This is a genomic window from Microbacterium trichothecenolyticum, from assembly GCF_030818955.1.
In the GTDB taxonomy this organism is placed as follows: domain Bacteria; phylum Actinomycetota; class Actinomycetes; order Actinomycetales; family Microbacteriaceae; genus Microbacterium; species Microbacterium trichothecenolyticum_B.
On record NZ_JAUTBF010000001.1, the window covers coordinates 2,653,624 to 2,670,770 of the forward strand.

Below are 17,147 nucleotides of genomic sequence, written 5' to 3' on the forward strand. Positions count from 1 at the left end.
GGAAGAGGGCTAGCGCTTGGGAAGGAACCGCCGTCCGAGCGCGAGCGCGGGGGCGAGTTCGGGTGTGCGGAGTACGGCCAGGATGCAGATGTACACGGCGAGGACGACGGTGCCGATGATGGCCGCGCCCGCCGCGCCGGCCAGGGCGCTGCCGGTGGTCCAGCCTTCCACCCCTCCGAGCAGAAGCCAGACGCCGTACCCGGCCGCCGCGGCGGGGAGGGCGGCGAGGGCGAACCTGCCCAGGGCGAAGAGCCAGGAGGCGGTGCCGATGCTCCCCAGACGGCGGTGCAGCAGAGCCGTCGCAACGACGACCTGGACGACACTGGCGAACGATTGCGTCAGAGCCACTCCTGCCGCCAGCTCTGCGCGATCGAGCCCGGCCCCCGCCCAGACGGCCCCTCCCGCGACGAGCGCGCACTGCAGGAGCGTGAAGAAGAAGGGCGTCCGCGTGTCGTTGTAGGCGTAGAACGTGCGCTGCACGACGAACAGCACGGCCAGCGGCACGAGGCAGACCAGGAAGCACAGCAGGACGGGCGCTGCGGCCGCCGCCTGCTCCGGACTCTTCGTGAAGATCCGGCTCGCGGGCACGGCCGCGACCGCCAGAGCCGCGGTCGAGACCACGATGAACAATCCCAGCGTGCGGATGCTGCGCGAGATGTCGTCGCGCACCTCATCGTCTCGCCCGGCCGCAGCGTGCTCGCTGAGTTGTGTGAAGTACGGCGTCCCGATCGACAGCACGATGATCGAGTAGGGCAGCATGAACAGCAGCCACGCGTTCTGTGAGGCGAAGATCGCGGGATCCTCACCCGAGGCGCCCGACAACACGTTGGACTGCACGATGCCGGCCAGTTGCCCGGCGACGACCATGAGGAAGGTCCAGCCGGCGAGCCGCCCGATGTGTCGCAGGCCGACACCTTTCCACTGGAAGTCCGGACGCAGTGCGAGTCCCGCGCGTCGCCAGAAGAACAGCAGGACGAGCGTCTGGACGACGATTCCCGCGGTCGCGGTGCCCCCGAGCACCGCGATCATGCCAGGCGTCCACGCGGCGACGCGCTCCTGGGGGCCGTTGAAGACCAGGATGAAGAGCCCGAAACCCGCGATGGACACGAGATTGTTGACGATGGGCGCCCAGGTGTAGGGACCGAAGACGCGGCGCGCGTTGAGGATCTCGCCCAGAAGGGCATACAGGCCGTAGAAGAAGATCTGGGGCAGGCACCAGTAGGCGAAAGCCGTCGACAGCGCCAGCTGGTCGAGCGTGAACTTGCTCGCGTACATCTGGACGAGCAGTGGTGCGGCGATCATGGCGAGCGCGGTCGCCGCGAGCAGTCCCACCGTGCCCAGCGTGAACAGCTTCGAGATGAACGCCTGGCCGCCGTCTACGTGCGCGGCTGCCTTGACGATCTGCGGCACGACGACCGCGGTGAGCAGACCCGTGGAAATGATCGCGTAGATGTTGTTGGGCAGCTGGTTCGCGACCGCGAAGGCATCGCCGGCGCCGCTGATGGCGCCGATGGCGCCGACCAGCACGATCGTGCGGAGAAGTCCGCTCACGCGGGAGACGATGGTCCCCGCCCCGATGAGCACGCTCGCCCGTCCGATGCTGCTCACGGGTGGTTCTCCTCGGTGCTTTCGAGTGGGGCGTGGTGCGAGGCGTCGAACGGCTCTCCCACGGTGGTATCCGGTGACGACGCGCTGCGCCCGTCGGCATCCATGTTCTTGCGCCCGATGCCCTCGTTTGAGCCGTCAGGGACCGGTGTCGCCCCTTCTTCGGCGCGCATCTTTCGACGGCGGGCCACGGTGCGGATCACGCCGAGGCTCAGGAACGCCACGACGAGCAGGATGAACACGATGATCCCGATGCTCTCCCACTCGGCGCGCACCTCGACGTCGACCACTTGAGGCGCTCCCACGATCTCGCCGGTGGGGCTGAGCAGTTGCAGCTGGACGTGTACCTCACCGTTGGCGATGCGGGCTTCGACCGGCACTTCGACGCGAGTGTTCGCGGAGGCCTGAGCGTCGACGGTGGTGTGGTCCTGCACGCGCAGGCGCGCGTCATCGGGTCGCACGGCGAGCACGACCGTCACGGGCCACGGCAGGTCGTTGCGCACCCACGGGCGCAGCGGTGCGCTGGAGCTGACGAGGCGGAAGTCGGATGACAGGATGCCGACGGAGTCGAGGGTCGTGCGCGTCGCGGCGCGATGGTCGGAGACCGCCTTGCGCGCTGCGTCGCCGGTCCACGACACGCTCAGCACCTGGAGCATCTCGGCCCGTTCGCGGCCGGTGAGCAGCTCCGGCTGATCGAGGATCGTCGCGAAACGGGCGATCACCTGCTCATCGGCGAGAAGATCGGTGACGTCGCTCACGCGTGCATCGTCGACGGCCGCATCCGTCAAGGTGGTCTCTGACGTGGGGAGCGACGACACGGCTTCCAGCGTGGAGCCGACGTAGCCCGGTGCTGTCGCCACGAGACCGAGCGTCGCTCGAAGGCTCACCCGCGAGCGGTCACCGCCACGATCGAGCACGGCGAGGACGGGCTGGTCGGCGGCTGAAGCGCGGGCCAGGGCGAGGTACGCCTGGGCGGCGGCGAGAGCGGAACCGCGCCGGGTGGTGTCGCTCTCGCCGGCGGCCTGGGTCAGTGCCCGGGAGACGTCGTCGTCGTACACGGGGGTCGACACGCCGCCGACCGATGCGCTCGCGCGTCGGCTGTCGCCCGTGACGTCGGTCGACGACACCAGCACGTGGACCGGCTGACCATCTGCCGCCATGCTTCCGAGCGCCGCCACGGTATCGTCCGAGGCCGATCCGGTGGCGGGCCAGAACACATGAGGCGTCGCGGAGCCGATGTCGAGCAGTGTGGACAGCGACGGGTACATCGGCTGACCGGGTGTCGCAGAGACGGCGGGGTCGGGCGTCGAGACGGCCGAAATGGCGCGGGCGGGTTGGGCGAAGTCCGCCGCAGACATATACGCCTGGAGGGATATAGGCGAAAGGGGCGCCGAAAGGCCGGCATGTATTTGAGCCGCGACGTCGGCATCGCCGAATTGCAGCGCGAATCGGTCATTGGGCAACGCGAGCAGCCGCTGCAACCAGGCGACGGCGCTGGGTGGGGCCGCGGAGCCGAGCACGCGGATCGCGGCGACGATGGCGGGGTCGACCGCCAGGGTGGCCCCGGTGCCATCGACCGCGTCGAGTTGCGCCGAGAGTGCACCGTCGACAGCCGTGAGATCGGCCAACTCGTTGGCGGTCAGCAGTCCGCTGGTCATCGGCGCGGCCGTGATCGGCACGACGAGGGCCACGGTCGTCTGCGCGCCGCCGTCGGCGGGGACGACCACGACGCTCTGCGCGCTGAGACCCGCGCTGTCGGCCGTCACGCGAACGGGGTAGACACCCGGTGCGCGCCCCACCAGCGCCGCATCGGTGGCGGGTACCGATAGGGCGGTGGTCGCCGCAGTGCCGGAGGACACGGCATCCATGGTCCCGGTGGCCACCTGCTGCAGGGGCGCACCGGAGGTGTCACCGGCGAGCCACCGGTCCAACGCCGCGTCGTCGCCCAGCGGGCTGCTCGCAAGAAAGAGGGCGAGAGGGGTTGCGGCGGAGCCGCTCGAGCCCGCGGACAGCGTGACCGCGACGGTGAGGGCTTCGCCGGGTCGTAGCACGCCGTTGGCCACCGGTGCCGCCGACAGTACGGCGGGCGTCGCCGACGCCGACGGCGACGGTGTGGCCGCAACCGCGGTGGAGGGGACCAGCAGGCCCAGGGCGATGCTGCCGACGGCGAGGGTCGCCAGCAACCGGCGCGTGAGGGAGCGCCGCGGCACGGGTGCGCCCGAAGGCTGGGAGGTCACGGTCATACGAGCGTCGGTGGTGACGAGCGGGCCTCGCACCGCGTCGAGTCTAGGCCCGCGTGCCTCTGAGCCCCCCGATAGCCTCGCGCAGACGGTTGAATGGACCGGTGCTCCCCGAACCGGATCCTCAGCTGTGCCGCGCCCTCGCCGACGACCTCCGAGCGGCGGGATACCGCAGCACCGCATTGCGCGAGGCGTGGGGTGCGCAAGCCGACGATGCGCTCGCGCGCGGCCTGCGACGCCCTGCGATGCGCGCGCTGGGCGACAGGGTGGACGCGGTGGCCGTGCTCGGCCGCCTCTGGGGACTGGGTCTGCCGGTGGCGCGCGGAGATGCCGAAGCGGCGTTGCCGCGCCTGCGTGTGAGCGGGGCCGTCTCGCTCGGACTCGTCGGGGTCTCCGGAGACGCCGTGACCCCGGCGGTGCTCCTGCGGCCGCAAGGCTTCGCCGACGATCGCGGCGAGGTCGAGTGGTGGATCGCGAGCGATCTCGACGAGGCGGCGCTGGAGGGCCCGCTGCCCGAGGACCACGTGCTCGGGGTGGGCGGGGCCTCCCAGACGCTCGCGCGCCTGCAGCTGACCCGTCGCACCCGTTCAGCCCTCGACATCGGCACGGGGTGCGGCATCCAGGCCCTTCGTCTGCGTCGCCTGGTCGACCGTGTCGTCGCGACCGACATCTCGGAGCGTGCCCTGCGCTTCACTCGGCTGAACGCCCTCGTCAACGGCGTCGACGGCATCGAGACCCGTCACGGCTCGCTCTTCGAACCCGTCGCCGGCGAGACGTTCGATCGTGTGGCATCCAATCCGCCGTTCGTCATCACTCCGCGCGTCGCGGGCGTTCCGGCCTACGAGTACCGTGACGCAGGGCTCGAGGGCGACGACCTGGTCGCCTCGGTGATCCGCGGCGTCGGGGCGCACCTCTCCCCCGGCGGTGTCGCACAGTCTCTGGGCAACTGGGAGTACCGCGAGGGCGAGTCGGGGCTCGACCGGGTGCGCGGGTGGATCCCCGAGGCGCTGGACGCGTGGGTGATCGAGCGCGAGGTGCTCGATCCCCTCGCGTACGCGGAGCTGTGGGTGCGAGACGGGGGCACGATCCCCGGGACTCGCGCGTACGCCCGGCTCATCGACGCGTGGCTCGACGATTTCGCTCGCCGCGGGGTGACCGGAGTGGGTTTCGGATACGTGCTGCTGCGCAAGCCGCTCGCCGGCGGCCCGACCCTGGCCCGATACGAGCGCGTGACCGGAGGCGGCGAGGCCGGCTTCGGCCCGCACCTGGCCGCCTGCCTCGCCGCGCACGACCGCGTCGCCCTTCTCGACGACGACGGCCTCGCCGCGAGCGTGCTGCGCGTGGCGCCCGATGTGACCGAAGCCCGGCACCACCGCCCCGGCGAAGAGGATCCGACGGTCATCGAGCTGCGGCAGGGCGGCGGCTTCGGGCGCATCGTCGAGGTCGATCCCGGGCTCGCGGCGCTGGTGGGCGCCTGCGACGGAGACCTGAGCGTGGGCGTGCTGATCGACGCGATCGCGCAGCTCATGGAGGTGGATGCCGAAGCCCTGCGCGCCGATCTGCTGCCGCGTGTGCGCGAGCTGCTGGTGACCGGGTTCGTGGGGTTCGCCGATGACTGAGCTCCCTCACCCGTCGCTCGGCGGCGCTGTCGCCGTCGGTGGCCCCGGATAGGCTCGAAAGCATGCTGAACATGGTCGAGGGTCTCGCGCGCCTGGAGGAGCTCGCGGCTCACCCCGTCGTCGCGACCGTCGCGCGGGTCTTCGCCGACGCGGGCCGAGACCTGGCGATCGTGGGCGGGCCCGTGCGCGATGCGCTGCTGGGTCGGGTGACCCACGACTTCGACTTCACCACCGATGCGCGGCCCGACGAGATCCTCGCGCTGGTCAAGCCCGTGTCGAGCGTGCAGTGGGACGTCGGACGCGCCTTCGGCACGATCGGCGCCCGCGTGAAGGGCGAGCAGGTCGAGATCACGACGTTTCGCGCCGACAGCTACGACGGGGTCACACGCAAGCCCACCGTCGAGTTCGGTGACACGCTCGAGGCCGACCTCAGTCGCCGCGACTTCACCGTGAACGCGATGGCCCTGCGGGTGCCCGCTCGCACGCTCGTCGATCCGACCGGCGGCGTCGAGGATCTGCTCGCGGGGCGTCTGCGCACCCCCATCGATCCGGGCGTCAGCTTCGGCGACGATCCGCTGCGCATGCTGCGGGCGGCCCGTTTCGCCTCGCAGCTCGAGTTCACCGTCGATCCCGACACCCTCGCCGCCATCGCCGAGCTGCGCGGCTCGCTGCAGATCGTCAGCCCCGAGCGCGTGCAGGCCGAGCTCGTACGCCTGCTGCAGACCGACGACCCCGTCCGCGGCATCCGCGTGCTGGTCGATACCCGCCTGATCGACGAGTTCCTGCCCGAGGTGCCCGCTCTGCGGCTCGAGGTCGACGAGCACCACCACCACAAAGACGTCTACGAGCACTCGCTCACGGTGCTGCGGCAGGCGATCGCGCTCGAGAAGCAGCGGCACCCGGATGCCGCGCCCGACGTGCCGCTGCGTCTGGCGGCTCTTCTGCACGACATCGGCAAGCCCGCGACGCGGCGCCTCGAGGCCGGCGGTGGCGTGACGTTCCACCACCATGACATCAAGGGTGCGCGCATGGCGCGCAAGCGCCTGCAGGCGCTGCGTTTCGATGCGCACACGACGACCGTGGTGTCGCGCCTGGTCGAGTTGCACCTGCGCTTCTTCGGGTACGCCGAAGGCGCGTGGACCGACTCCGCCGTGCGCCGCTACGTCCGCGACGCCGGCGACGAGCTCGAACGTCTACACATCCTCACCCGTGCCGACGTGACCACGCGCAACAAGCGCAAGGCCCAGCGCTTGGCATCCGCCTACGACGACATCGAGGCGCGCATCGCGGCGCTGCGCGAGCAGGAGGAGGTCGACTCCCTTCGCCCCGAGCTCGACGGCAACCGTATTCAAGAGGTGCTGGGACTCAAACCCGGACGCGAAGTGGGCGAGGCCTACCGGTTCCTGCTCGACCTGCGGCTCGATGAGGGCGTGGTGGGCGAGGAAGAGGCCGAGAAGCGCCTTCGGGAGTGGTGGGCGGCGCGCGGCTGATCATCCCCCGGCCGCGGGGTCGTCGGCGGTGAGACCCGAGGCCATAGTCGGCCGGTGCGACGTGCCGTCGTGCGGAGTGTGCGGGCGGCGCGCCGGTCGGGCGGCCTCGGGGATGGCGTGTCGGTGCCGCAATCCGCATGACGGTCCGGCGTGAGCGGCGGGAACGACGAAACGGGGCGTGATTCGTGCGGCCCCATCCGCTGAATCACGCCCCGAGTTCCGAGTGCCTAGTCCTCGTCGTCGTGAGACTGCTCCCACGCGGCGATCACGAGGTGGGTGAGGTCGATACTCCCGATTCGCGGCTGATCGCTCATGGCGTCGTCACCGGCGTAGGGGCCGGAGTCGCCACAGATGCCGACGGCGCGGGCGTGGACCCGTCTGTCGTCTGCGCGCGACCCCGGCTCGGCAGGGGTTGCACGTGCGCGAAGGGGAACGGCGGAAGCTTCGCCTGCGCGGGGTCGTCGACATCCCCTCTCCACTCACCGGCAGGGATCTCTCGGAGCGGGAAGACGTTCCACGCCGGTGTGCTGCCCGGAACGGTTTCGGGCACCGGCACGGGGCCGATCCCGTCGGCGAAATCGTCGTCCCACGGATCGGTATTGGTGTCGGGAACCGTTTTCAGCGGCTTCCCGTCCTGGTCGAACAGCTGCACCGAGGGGAGCGGATTGCCGTCGGCGTCGTAGGCGTAGATGTTCCGCACGCGTTGGCCGTCGAGGTTCAGCCCGAACATGGTCGACGTGGGCGGTTCCCACCCCTGATCCCATAGCGCCGACTGGGCCGAGGCGATGAGACCGAGCATGAAGTACGGCGCCACTATCACGGCGACGATGTTGACCACCGTGCGGATGACGCGGACGGGCAGCCGCGGAACCCATCGCCCTCTCCCCCACTGGATGCTGACGAGCAGGAAGAGCAGCATCAGCAGGAGTCCGGGGAACCGCAACCCCGCGAGCAGGTTCGGAAGGATCCCCTGCGTCGCTCCGTACCCCGACACGAACCACGGCCCGATGAGCAGGTACAGCACCACCGCTCGCAGCACCCACCACACCGGGCGGAGGGCGATGAACAGGTCCAGCAGCCAGGCGCCGGCCGGATTGGCGCGGATCTTCGCGATCGCGGTGTTCCACCCATCGCGCGCGCGGAGGGGGAGCGGACGGCGGCTCCGTCCGCCGACGGACGCGGTGCGCTCGGGCAGCCCCGCGGCCGCGCGCAGCTCGGCGGCGTAGGTCGCGGCATCCGGGAGCGTGAAGGCGGTGCCGGCCTCGGCGGCCTGATCCGACAGGTCGGCCTCGAGACCGTCGAGCAGATCGTCGACCTCGTCGACGGGCAGGTCGTCGAGGTGCGTGCGGACCGCCGCGGCGAAGGCGCGGATGTCGTCGTGCACGGGTGTGGTGATCATCGGGCGTCTCCGATCGTGCGCAGCTTCGTGGGGGTGGTGTCGTCGAGGAGGGTCGTCATGGCGGTGGAGAAGTGGGTCCAGCTCGCGCGCTGTGCGTCGAGCAGTTCTCTGCCCTGCGGGTTGATCGCGTAGTACTTGCGGTGCGGACCTCCCTCGGAGGGCACGACATAGCTCGACAGCGCTCCCGCGGAGTACAGCCGGCGCAGTGTGCCGTACACCGAGGCATCCCCGACTTCGCCGAGGCCCGCTTCGCGCAGGCGGCGCACGATGTCGTAGCCGTACCCGTCGTCGTGCTGCACGACCGCGAGCACGGCGGCGTCCAGCACCCCTTTCAACAGCTGCGTCGTATCCACACGCGGCCCCTTTCGCTTCTCTGTCACGGACAGTACCACGCAGTACACAGTAGTGCGCGGTACGGATGCGTGTCGGTTTCCGGCGGCCGGTGCGCCGATCGCGCCGCCGTCGTGCCGTCCCGCGGATTTCGGATCGGAGCGCGGCCCGCGCGAGCTCTTCCGGCGGCGAGTCGTCGAAAGAGTCCGCAGGACGGCACAGCCCTCCCGCGAGAGCGAAGCCCGACCTAGACTGGCCAAGACCACCGTCACCGCCGATGGGAGTCCCGTGCCTTCTCCGTGGTCGCGACCGCCGATCTCCCCCGAGACCTCAGGGCTGCTGATTGCGCGCGCGCACGATGAGCTCCTCGCAGGCAACGAGGAGGACCGGCGCCTGAAAGATGTCCGCCCGCTCGTGCAGGAGTCCTGGCGGCGGTCGTTGGCATCCCTCGTGGGACCGGAGGGACTCCCCTCGCTCGACCTCGCGACCGATGAGCTCGAGGCGTACCGCCGCGCGCATCCGCTCGCCGGGGTGATGGACATGGTGAGGAGCCTGCTCCTGCCCGGCACGCCCGAGGATTCGGGTGTCGTCGTCGCTGTGGGCGACGCCGCGGGCCGCCTGCTGTGGGTCGAGGGCGACCGGCACATCCGCGCGCTGACGGGCGACATGGGCTTCGTCGCGGGCGCCAACTGGGCGGAGGATGCCGTCGGCACCTCGGCCCCCGGAACGGCTCTGACCCTCGATCGGTCGGTGCAGATCCGCGGTGCCGAGCATTTCAATCGGCTCGTGCAGCCGTGGTCATGCACCGCGGCGCCCGTGCACGACCCGGAATCGCGGCGGCTCATCGGGGTGATCGACGTGACGGGAGGCCCCGAGGCGGTGACCCCGCAAGCTCAGTTGCTGGTGGATGCCACAGCCCGGGCGATCGAGAGCGAGATCCTCGTGGCGCGGTTGCGGGCGCAGCAGGCGCCTCCGTCGAAGCGATCGACGCCGTCGCGCGCGCTGCTGCGCATCCTCGGTCGAGACCGGGCGATGCTGGAGGTCGGAGGCGGGACGCTCGAGCTCAGCGCCCGCCACGCCGAGATCCTGCTCCTTCTGGCCGTCCACCGCGAGGGACTCTCGGCCGAGGCGCTGAGCGAGGCGGTGTACGGTCACCCCGCGGTCGAGACCCTCCGGCCCGAGATGGTGCGCCTGCGTCGCGCGCTCGTCCCCGTCGCGCCGCGTCTGGTTCCGGCATCCCGTCCGTATCGTCTCCCCGACGGGCTGGAGACCGACGCCCAGCACGTGCTGTCACTGCTCGATCGCGGGGCGCACCGTGTGGCGCTCGCCGCGTACGCGGGTCCCGTGCTGCCGGAGTCGGACGCCCCGGGGGTGGCAGAGGTGCGCGAGTCGGTGCGCTCGGCGCTGCGCGAGGCGCTCGTCGCCGAGGCCGGCGTCGACGTGCTGCTCGCGTACGCGGAGACGGCGGAGGGGCGTGACGACGAGGAAGTGCTGCGGCTGTGCCTCGCGATGCTGCCGGCGCGCTCGCCGAAGCGGGCGGGGCTGGTCGCGCGGGTGGAGCGTCTCGGCAGCGAGTGAGGTCACGCGCGACGCGCCGGGAGGGTGCCCGATGTCGGAGGCCCTCGTTACGCTGAACATATGGACGAAAAGGCGCTCGACATCTTCTCGGCAGCTCGCGCTCGACGCGACGTGGGGCGCATCCGCGAGGCTCTCGCCGAGGTGAAGGCGGGCGACGTCGCCCGGGTCATCGTCCGCTCTCCGCGGTACGGGTTGTACGCGATCGAGGGCACGGTGCGCATCGGCGTCGGCGGTCAGCCGCTCGTCGGCGACATCATCCTGGGCACGAGCTCCGAGATCCAGCGGATCGACGTCGGCATCGAGTCGCCCGAACCCGATCTCGGGGCCGATGTGGTCGATCCGTCGACGCTCCCGCACGGCACTCCCGTGCGCGTGACGTTCTCGACGCCCACGAACCAGACCTTTGCCCTGACCGGTCCGATCACGGCCGGCAATGACCGCTTCCTGCTCGTCGGCAGCTGGATCGTCGCCGACGATCGCGCGATCGCTCCGCGCGTCATCAGCATCGAGCGTCTCGACGATGTCGACCTGCACGAGGTGAACGTTCCGCCGCTGCGCTCGGTGTTGGCCGACGCCGACGCGTAAGCGCGCAGCGCGGAACGGATGCCACGGCCTCGGGGTCGTGGCATCCGTCGTTGTAGGGGTGCTCGCGGTGGTGTGCGTGTCCATCGCGGACCGACCGCCACCGGTGCAACCCGATGCAACCTCCCCCGGCGTAGCGTCGGCGCATCGCCGCTCGCAGCCGAAGCGGCGACTCATGACCGTCGAAGGAGACCAGCATGACCATCGTCGAAGAAGGCGTTTCCAGCGTCTACGCCGCCCCGGGGCAACGCGGGGCCGTCGCCGAGTATCGCTCGCGGTACGGGCAGTACATCGGCGGCGAATGGGTCGAGCCGCACAGCGGCGAGTACTTCGAGAACATCACCCCTGTCACCGGCAAGCCCTTCTGCGAGGTCGCGCGCGGCGACGCGCACGACATCGACCGGGCCGTGGATGCCGCGTGGAAGGCGTTCGCGTCGTGGAAGAAGACCACGCCCGCCGAGCGCAGCGTCATCCTGAACAAGATCGCCGACCGCATCGAGCAGAACCTCGAGAGGATCGCCGTCGTCGAGACGTGGGAGAACGGCAAGCCGGTGCGTGAGACGCTGGCGGCCGACATTCCGCTCACCGTCGATCACTTCCGCTACTTCGCGGGCGTGCTGCGGGCGCAGGAGGGCTCGCTCAGTCAGCTCGACGAGAACACGGTGGCCTACCACTTCAACGAGCCGCTCGGTGTGGTCGGACAGATCATCCCGTGGAACTTCCCCATTCTCATGGCGGCATGGAAGCTCGCCCCCGCCCTCGCCGCGGGCAACTGCGTCGTGATCAAGCCGGCCGAGCAGACCCCGGCATCCCTGCTGTTCCTGTTCGACATCATCGGCGACCTGCTCCCCGCCGGCGTCGTCAACATCGTCAACGGTTTCGGCATCGAGGCCGGCGCGCCGCTGGCTCAGCACAAGCGCATCCGCAAGATCGCCTTCACCGGCGAGACCACGACCGGCCGCCTCATCATGCAGTACGCGTCGCAGAACCTCATCCCGGTGACGCTCGAGCTCGGCGGTAAGAGCCCGAACGTCTTCTTCGAAGACGTGGCTCTGCGCAGCGATGACGCCTACTACGACAAGGCGCTCGAGGGCTTCACGATGTTCGCGCTGAACCAGGGCGAGGTGTGCACGTGTCCGTCGCGCTCGCTCATCCAGCGCTCGATCTACGACCAGTTCCTCGGCGACGGCCTCGAGCGCGTGAAGAAGGTGCGCCAGGGCAACCCGCTCGATCCCGAGACGATGATCGGCGCGCAGGCCTCGAACGACCAGCTCGAGAAGATCCTGTCGTACATCGACATCGGCAAGGCCGGCGGCGCGAAGCTGCTCACGGGCGGTGAGCGGGTCGATCTCGGTGGCGAGCTGTCGGGTGGGTACTACGTCGCGCCGACGGTGTTCGAGGGCACGAACGACATGCGCATCTTCCAGGAGGAGATCTTCGGCCCCGTGCTGTCGGTGACGTCGTTCGACGACTTCGACGACGCCATCTCGATCGCGAACGACACCCTCTACGGCCTCGGTGCCGGCGTGTGGAGCCGCAGCGGCGACACCGCGTACCGCGCGGGCCGCGCGATCGAGGCCGGTCGCGTGTGGACGAACACCTACCACCAGTACCCCGCGCACGCCGCGTTCGGCGGGTACAAGCAGTCGGGAATCGGCCGCGAGAATCACCTCAAGATGCTCGATCACTACCAGCAGACGAAGAACCTGCTGGTGTCGTATGCCGAAGGAGCCATGGGCTTCTTCTGAGCCGTCGACCGGGGTCCCGGGTTCTACCCGGGGCCCTTCGACCTGTCGAAGGAGGAACGGATGCCGGAACTCTCGCGCGTGGACGTGACGGATGCCGCGGCTGCGTTGCTGCGCGACCTGACGGCGAAGCATGGCCCGCTGATGTTCCACCAATCCGGCGGCTGCTGCGACGGCAGTTCGCCCATGTGCTACCCGGTGGGGATGTTCCTCATCGGACCGAGCGACGTGCACCTCGGCTCGATCGAGGTCGGGTTGGATGACCCGATCGACGTGTACATGTCGGAGTCGCAGTTCGCGTACTGGAAGTTCACGCACCTCACCATCGACGTCGTACCCGGCCGCGGAGCGGGTTTCTCGATAGAGGGACCGACGGGGATGCGGTTCCTGATCCGGTCGCGAATGCTCGCGGAGGAGGAGGCGGTCGCGTTCGGTGTCGATCGCGCCGACGAGAGCGTCGCCACAGGACCCTGAGGTCGTGCGGGCGAACGTGGCGGTCACACGGGTGAAGTGAAGCCCGCCCGGCCCTCCCCTCCGCACGTGTGTCGTTAGCGTGTCGTCGATACGGGCTCGATGCCCGACCCGCTCGCGACCCACGCGGGCGTCTGCGCGAGGGGTGCCGATGAGAATCAGTGCTGGTCGCCTCGTGGTCGCAGCCGTTGCTCCATTCATCGCCGCGGGCATGGTCGCGGTCGTGCTCATGCTGCTCGCCATCGTCGCGACCGAGGTGGCGACGACGATCGACATCCCCTACCTCGTGACCTATACCGGAACGAAGGACCCCGGTGGTGGCGGTCGCACGCTGTACATCGACGGTTCGTGGACGGTGGCGGTCGCGATCGCGGGGATTCTCGCCTGCCCCATGATGGCTCTGGCGCTCTTCCTCCCCGACTGACGACTGCTCCTCCGGGCGAGAGCGGCGCGAGGCGCTACAGCCACCCCCGCTCGACCGCCACGCGCACGGCATCCGCCCGATTCCGCCCGCCGGTCTTGCCGATCGCGCTCGACAGGTGATTCTTCACCGTGCCCTCCGACAAGTGCACCATGCGCGCGACGTCGGCGATCGTGCCTCCTGATCGCGCTGCGGCCAACACGTCCGTCTCCCGCTCCGTCAGCGGTGAGTCCCCGTGCGCGAGCGATTCGACGGCCAGAGCGGGGTCGACCACCCGTAGTCCCTGAGACACCCGCCGCACCGCGTCCGCCAACTCCGCCGCGGGCGTGTCCTTCACGACGAACCCCGATGCTCCGGCCTGCATCGCACGCGCCAGGTAGCCGGGGCGCCCGAAGGTCGTGACGATGAGGGCGCGGCATCCGGGAACCTCTGAACGCAGGAGGGATGCCGCGGCGATGCCGTCGATCCCGGGCATCTCGATGTCGAGCAGGGCCACCGTCGCTCCTGACGCACGTGCCGCCTCGACGACCTCGTCGCCGCGGCCGACCTGCGCGACGACCTCGATGTCGTTCTCGAGGCCCAGCAGAGCGGCGAGAGCGCCGCGCACGAGCGCCTGATCGTCGGCGATGAGCAGTCTGATCACCAGGTCACCTTCACGTTGAACCCCCCGAGGTCGCTGCGGCCGATCGACAGGCGGGCGCCGGCGGTCTCGACGCGTTCGCGCAGACCGGTCAGCCCGGAGCCCGTGGATGCCGCCGCCGACGGACCGCCGCCGTCGTCGGCGACCTCGACGCAACGCGCGCCGAGGCGGACTCGGCACGAGCGCGCCCCGGCATGCCGCACGACGTTCGTCACCGCCTCGCGCACCACCCACCCCGCGAGTTCGCGACGGTCCGCGGGCACCTGCTCCGTCGAGCCCGGGAGCTCGGCCGAGACCCCCGCACTCTCCAACGCCGCGCGCGCCGCGGCGAGCTCGCCGCTGATGCTCACCCCGCGGTAGCCGTGCACGGTGGTGCGGACATCGGCCAGCGCTCCGCGCGCCAGTTCTTCGATCTGGGCGACCTCGTCGCGGGCGGCCGGGGAGCCGGCATCCATCAGTCGTCCCGCCAGCTCGGCCTTGACCGTGATCACGGTGAGGGAGTGGCCGAGGATGTCGTGGACGTCGCGGGCGACCCGACTGCGCTCGCGCTCGGCGGCGAAGTCGGCGATCTGCTCCTGGGCGGAACGGAGGCGTTCGAGGGTGGTGATGTTCTCGACGAACGAGAACATCATGAACGACACCGACACGATGACCGCCGAGTTGAGCGAGCTCAGGAATGTGTCGGTGTCGATCCATGCGCCCACGGCGAAGGAGACGGCCGCGAGAGCGAGCACGAGGGGAAAGATGACCGCGCGGCCCACTCGCGAAACAGCGACAGCCACGCCCACGAACGTCCACATCCAGCGCACGTCCGGGCCGAGCCAGGGAACGAGCGACAGGCTGAGCCCACACAGCATCGCCGCGGGCGCGAGCCGTACCAGGCGGGAGGAAGTGCGTCGGATCACGGGCACCGACACGAGGAAGACCATCGCGAACACCGCGACCATGGCCGTGCCGACGACGTGAGCCCCGAAATCGGGCAGTTCCCACAGCGACAGCAGGGTCGGCATCGTCCAGACGAGCGAGAGTCCCGCGCCGATGAACCAGCCCCGGTCGCTCGGACCGAGATCGGGAACGCGGGCGAACGCTGGATACAGGCCCGGACCCGGGGCGGTCCGTTGCCCCGGTTCTCTTGCCCCACTCATGTCGTTCACCCTAGGGCGGGTCACGAACGGCGCGTGTCGCGGCGGAAGAAGTACGCCGTGCCGACGACGAACACCGCGAGCCACACCACCGCGTTGACCAGGCCGCCGAGGTCGAAGGCATCCCCCGTCAGCGGCGCTCGGGCCAGCTCGGCGATGCCGTACACGGGCGTCAGTTTTCCGATGGTCTGCAGAAAATCGGGCATCGACGACAGCGGATAGAACAGGCCGCCGAGGAACGACAGCAGCACCACGGCGAGGCTCGTGATCTGTGCGACGTTCTCGCCCGGAACCATGTATCCGACCATGAGGCCGAGCGTCGTGAAGACCGCGCCGGCCAGCAGCCACGCGGCGAGACCCGTCGAGACCCACTGGAGCGCCGACAGCTCGACTCCGGAGACCGATGCCACGATGTACGTCGCCACGACGGCGACGAGACCGAACATCATGCCGGCCGCGAGCTTGACGATCACGTTGACCAGCGGGTTCAGCGGGGTGAGTCGGAGCTGGCGCGTCCACCCCTGGGCGCGCTCCACCGCCACCGCGGCGCCCGTCTGCGTCGCCGACATCATCGCTCCGTACATCGCCATCGACACCATGATGCGCGCGGCCACCGACACACCCCCGTCGGCGAGCGACACGTTCGTCAGCGGCTCGTCGAGCCATTGGTACCCGACGATGAAGAACATCAGCACGGGGAACGCCACCGTGAAGAACAGTGCACGCGGGTTCCGGAGCTTGCGCACCAGCTCGATGCGCAGGTAGGTCAGCGTGAAGCCGCCGAGCGGCGGAACCGTGCGGTCGAGAGCGATGGCGGTCATCGGGATGCTCCGTTCGGAAGGGATGCCGGGTTGTCGGCGGTCAGGGTGAGGAAGACGCTCTCGAGGTTCTGCGCCGTGATCTCCAGGTCGCGTGCTGCCGTCGCGGTCAGAAGGTGGCGTGCCAAGGTGTCGGAGTCGCGCGTGTGGATCGTCACGCGTTCGCCGGAGGCCTCGACCGAGTCGACACCGGGCAGGATCGCGAGGGCCGAGAGATCGGCATCCGGGAACGTCGCCTGAACGACCCGACCCGAGACGAGGTTCTTGATCTCGGCCGTCGACCCGTCGGCGACGATCCGGCCGCCGCTCATGAGCACGATGCGATCGGCGTACTCGTCGGCCTCGTCGAGGTAGTGCGTCGCGAACATCACGGTGCGTCCGCGGGCGGCATCCGCTCGGATCGCGCTCCAGAACGCGCGGCGGGCCTCGACGTCCATGCCGGTGGTCGGCTCGTCGAGGATCAGCAGCGCGGGGTCGCTCACGAGGGCCATAGCAAAGCGCAGTCGCTGCTGCTCGCCGCCGGAGCAGAGGCCGACGCGGCGGTTCGCGAGATCCCGGATGCCGGCCCGCTCGAGGGCCTCGTCGACGGGACGCCTCACGGCGAACAGGCTCGCGGTGAGCTCCACCGTCGCGCGGACCGTGAGGTCGTTCAGCAAGCCGCCCGACTGCAGCACCGCCGAGACGAGGCCCCGAGAGACGGCGCCGCGCGGGGAGTGCCCGAACACCTCGATCGAGCCGGTATCGGGGGTGGTGAGACCGAGGATCATGTCGATGGTCGTGGTCTTTCCGGCACCGTTCGGTCCGAGGAACGCCACGATCTCGCCGGGCCGGACGGTGAGGTCGATGCCGCGCACGGCATGGACGGAGCCGAAGCTCTTCATGACGCCTCGCGCGTCGATCGCGGCGGGCGTGGAGGTGGAGGAGGTCATGACTTCATGCTGGCCGCGGAAGCAGGCCCGAGCATGGGGCGTGAGTCACGTCGCGGGGGTGACGTTCGTCATGGTCGGTTTCCTCGTGTTCGTTCTCGGCGAGTGAGGCACCTATCCCGTCGCCGCTCGAGATGGATC

At 70.0% G+C, this 17,147-nt stretch carries 15 protein-coding genes; 7 read left to right on the plus strand and 8 right to left on the minus strand.

Going from position 1 to position 17,147, the window contains the following annotated elements:
• Positions 1-9 precede the first annotated feature (9 nt).
• Together murJ and QE412_RS12565 are read right to left on the minus strand one after the other, a co-directional pair.
• Entirely contained in the window at positions 10-1,608 is a 1,599-nt protein-coding gene (murJ, locus tag QE412_RS12560) for a murein biosynthesis integral membrane protein MurJ (protein WP_307484245.1), read from the minus strand.
• Complete coding sequence (locus tag QE412_RS12565) at positions 1,605-3,881, minus strand: DUF6049 family protein (protein ID WP_307484248.1); 2,277 nt, start codon at positions 3,879-3,881, stop codon at positions 1,605-1,607. Before QE412_RS12565 ends, murJ begins: the two co-directional genes overlap by 4 nt.
• Positions 3,882-3,949: 68 nt before the next feature.
• Here QE412_RS12565 and QE412_RS12570 point away from each other — a divergent pair, with 68 nt between their 5' ends.
• Both QE412_RS12570 and QE412_RS12575 read left to right on the plus strand, forming a co-directional pair.
• Entirely contained in the window at positions 3,950-5,464 is a 1,515-nt protein-coding gene (locus QE412_RS12570) for a DUF7059 domain-containing protein (protein WP_307484251.1), read from the plus strand.
• A 62-nt stretch (positions 5,465-5,526) separates the two neighbouring features.
• Entirely contained in the window at positions 5,527-6,954 is a 1,428-nt protein-coding gene (locus QE412_RS12575) for a CCA tRNA nucleotidyltransferase (RefSeq protein WP_307484254.1), read from the plus strand.
• A gap of 310 nt (positions 6,955-7,264) precedes the next feature.
• On the opposite strand, the gene QE412_RS12580 is transcribed toward QE412_RS12575, so the two are convergent.
• Both QE412_RS12580 and QE412_RS12585 read right to left on the minus strand, forming a co-directional pair.
• Positions 7,265-8,353 carry a hypothetical protein gene (locus QE412_RS12580; RefSeq protein WP_307484257.1) on the minus strand — a complete coding sequence of 363 codons (1,089 nt, stop codon included), beginning with the start codon at positions 8,351-8,353 and terminating at the stop codon, positions 7,265-7,267.
• On the minus strand, positions 8,350-8,706 hold the full coding sequence (locus QE412_RS12585) for a PadR family transcriptional regulator (RefSeq protein WP_307484260.1): 357 nt from the start codon (positions 8,704-8,706) through the stop codon (positions 8,350-8,352). Before QE412_RS12585 ends, QE412_RS12580 begins: the two co-directional genes overlap by 4 nt.
• Positions 8,707-8,971: 265 nt before the next feature.
• Here QE412_RS12585 and QE412_RS12590 point away from each other — a divergent pair, with 265 nt between their 5' ends.
• From QE412_RS12590 to QE412_RS12610, 5 genes are all read left to right on the plus strand, one after another.
• Positions 8,972-10,261 (plus strand): GAF domain-containing protein, encoded by a 1,290-nt coding sequence (locus QE412_RS12590; protein WP_307484262.1) that lies wholly within the window; start codon positions 8,972-8,974, stop codon positions 10,259-10,261.
• Positions 10,262-10,321: 60 nt separating this feature from the next.
• The gene (locus tag QE412_RS12595; RefSeq protein WP_307484265.1) at positions 10,322-10,846 is read left to right on the plus strand and encodes a hypothetical protein; all 525 of its coding nucleotides are present in this window, start codon (positions 10,322-10,324) and stop codon (positions 10,844-10,846) included.
• 194 nt (positions 10,847-11,040) lie between these two features.
• Positions 11,041-12,591, plus strand: a complete 1,551-nt coding sequence (exaC, locus tag QE412_RS12600; protein ID WP_307484266.1) for an acetaldehyde dehydrogenase ExaC — start codon at positions 11,041-11,043, stop codon at positions 12,589-12,591.
• 60 nt (positions 12,592-12,651) lie between these two features.
• Positions 12,652-13,062 carry a DUF779 domain-containing protein gene (locus QE412_RS12605; protein ID WP_307484269.1) on the plus strand — a complete coding sequence of 137 codons (411 nt, stop codon included), beginning with the start codon at positions 12,652-12,654 and terminating at the stop codon, positions 13,060-13,062.
• A 148-nt stretch (positions 13,063-13,210) separates the two neighbouring features.
• Complete coding sequence (locus QE412_RS12610) at positions 13,211-13,483, plus strand: hypothetical protein (protein ID WP_307484272.1); 273 nt, start codon at positions 13,211-13,213, stop codon at positions 13,481-13,483.
• Positions 13,484-13,517: 34 nt separating this feature from the next.
• On the opposite strand, the gene QE412_RS12615 is transcribed toward QE412_RS12610, so the two are convergent.
• From QE412_RS12615 to QE412_RS12630, 4 genes are read right to left on the minus strand one after another with little or no spacing between them, the layout of a single operon-like run.
• Positions 13,518-14,123, minus strand: coding sequence for a response regulator transcription factor (locus QE412_RS12615; protein WP_307484275.1), 606 nt, complete (start codon positions 14,121-14,123; stop codon positions 13,518-13,520).
• A complete protein-coding gene (locus QE412_RS12620; protein ID WP_307484277.1) occupies positions 14,120-15,265 on the minus strand; it encodes a sensor histidine kinase in 1,146 nt (381 codons plus the stop codon). The genes QE412_RS12615 and QE412_RS12620 overlap by 4 nt, the downstream gene beginning before the upstream one ends.
• Before the next feature lie 20 nt (positions 15,266-15,285).
• Entirely contained in the window at positions 15,286-16,083 is a 798-nt protein-coding gene (locus tag QE412_RS12625) for an ABC transporter permease (protein WP_307484280.1), read from the minus strand.
• Positions 16,080-17,009 (minus strand): ABC transporter ATP-binding protein, encoded by a 930-nt coding sequence (locus tag QE412_RS12630; protein ID WP_307484283.1) that lies wholly within the window; start codon positions 17,007-17,009, stop codon positions 16,080-16,082. Before QE412_RS12630 ends, QE412_RS12625 begins: the two co-directional genes overlap by 4 nt.
• Positions 17,010-17,147 lie beyond the last annotated feature (138 nt).

Excerpts from the sequence above, each read along its gene's own strand:
- QE412_RS12575 (WP_307484254.1), top strand. The coding sequence starts at position 5,527 with ATGCTGAACATGGTCGAGGGTCTCGCGCGCCTGGAGGAGCTCGCGGCT.
- QE412_RS12580 (WP_307484257.1), bottom strand. The coding sequence starts at position 8,353 with ATGATCACCACACCCGTGCACGACGACATCCGCGCCTTCGCCGCGGCG.
- QE412_RS12595 (WP_307484265.1), top strand. The coding sequence starts at position 10,322 with ATGGACGAAAAGGCGCTCGACATCTTCTCGGCAGCTCGCGCTCGACGC.
- exaC (WP_307484266.1), top strand. The coding sequence starts at position 11,041 with ATGACCATCGTCGAAGAAGGCGTTTCCAGCGTCTACGCCGCCCCGGGG.
- QE412_RS12605 (WP_307484269.1), top strand. The coding sequence starts at position 12,652 with ATGCCGGAACTCTCGCGCGTGGACGTGACGGATGCCGCGGCTGCGTTG.
- QE412_RS12610 (WP_307484272.1), top strand. The coding sequence starts at position 13,211 with ATGAGAATCAGTGCTGGTCGCCTCGTGGTCGCAGCCGTTGCTCCATTC.
- QE412_RS12620 (WP_307484277.1), bottom strand. The coding sequence starts at position 15,265 with ATGAGTGGGGCAAGAGAACCGGGGCAACGGACCGCCCCGGGTCCGGGC.
- QE412_RS12625 (WP_307484280.1), bottom strand. The coding sequence starts at position 16,083 with ATGACCGCCATCGCTCTCGACCGCACGGTTCCGCCGCTCGGCGGCTTC.
- QE412_RS12630 (WP_307484283.1), bottom strand. The coding sequence starts at position 17,009 with ATGACCTCCTCCACCTCCACGCCCGCCGCGATCGACGCGCGAGGCGTC.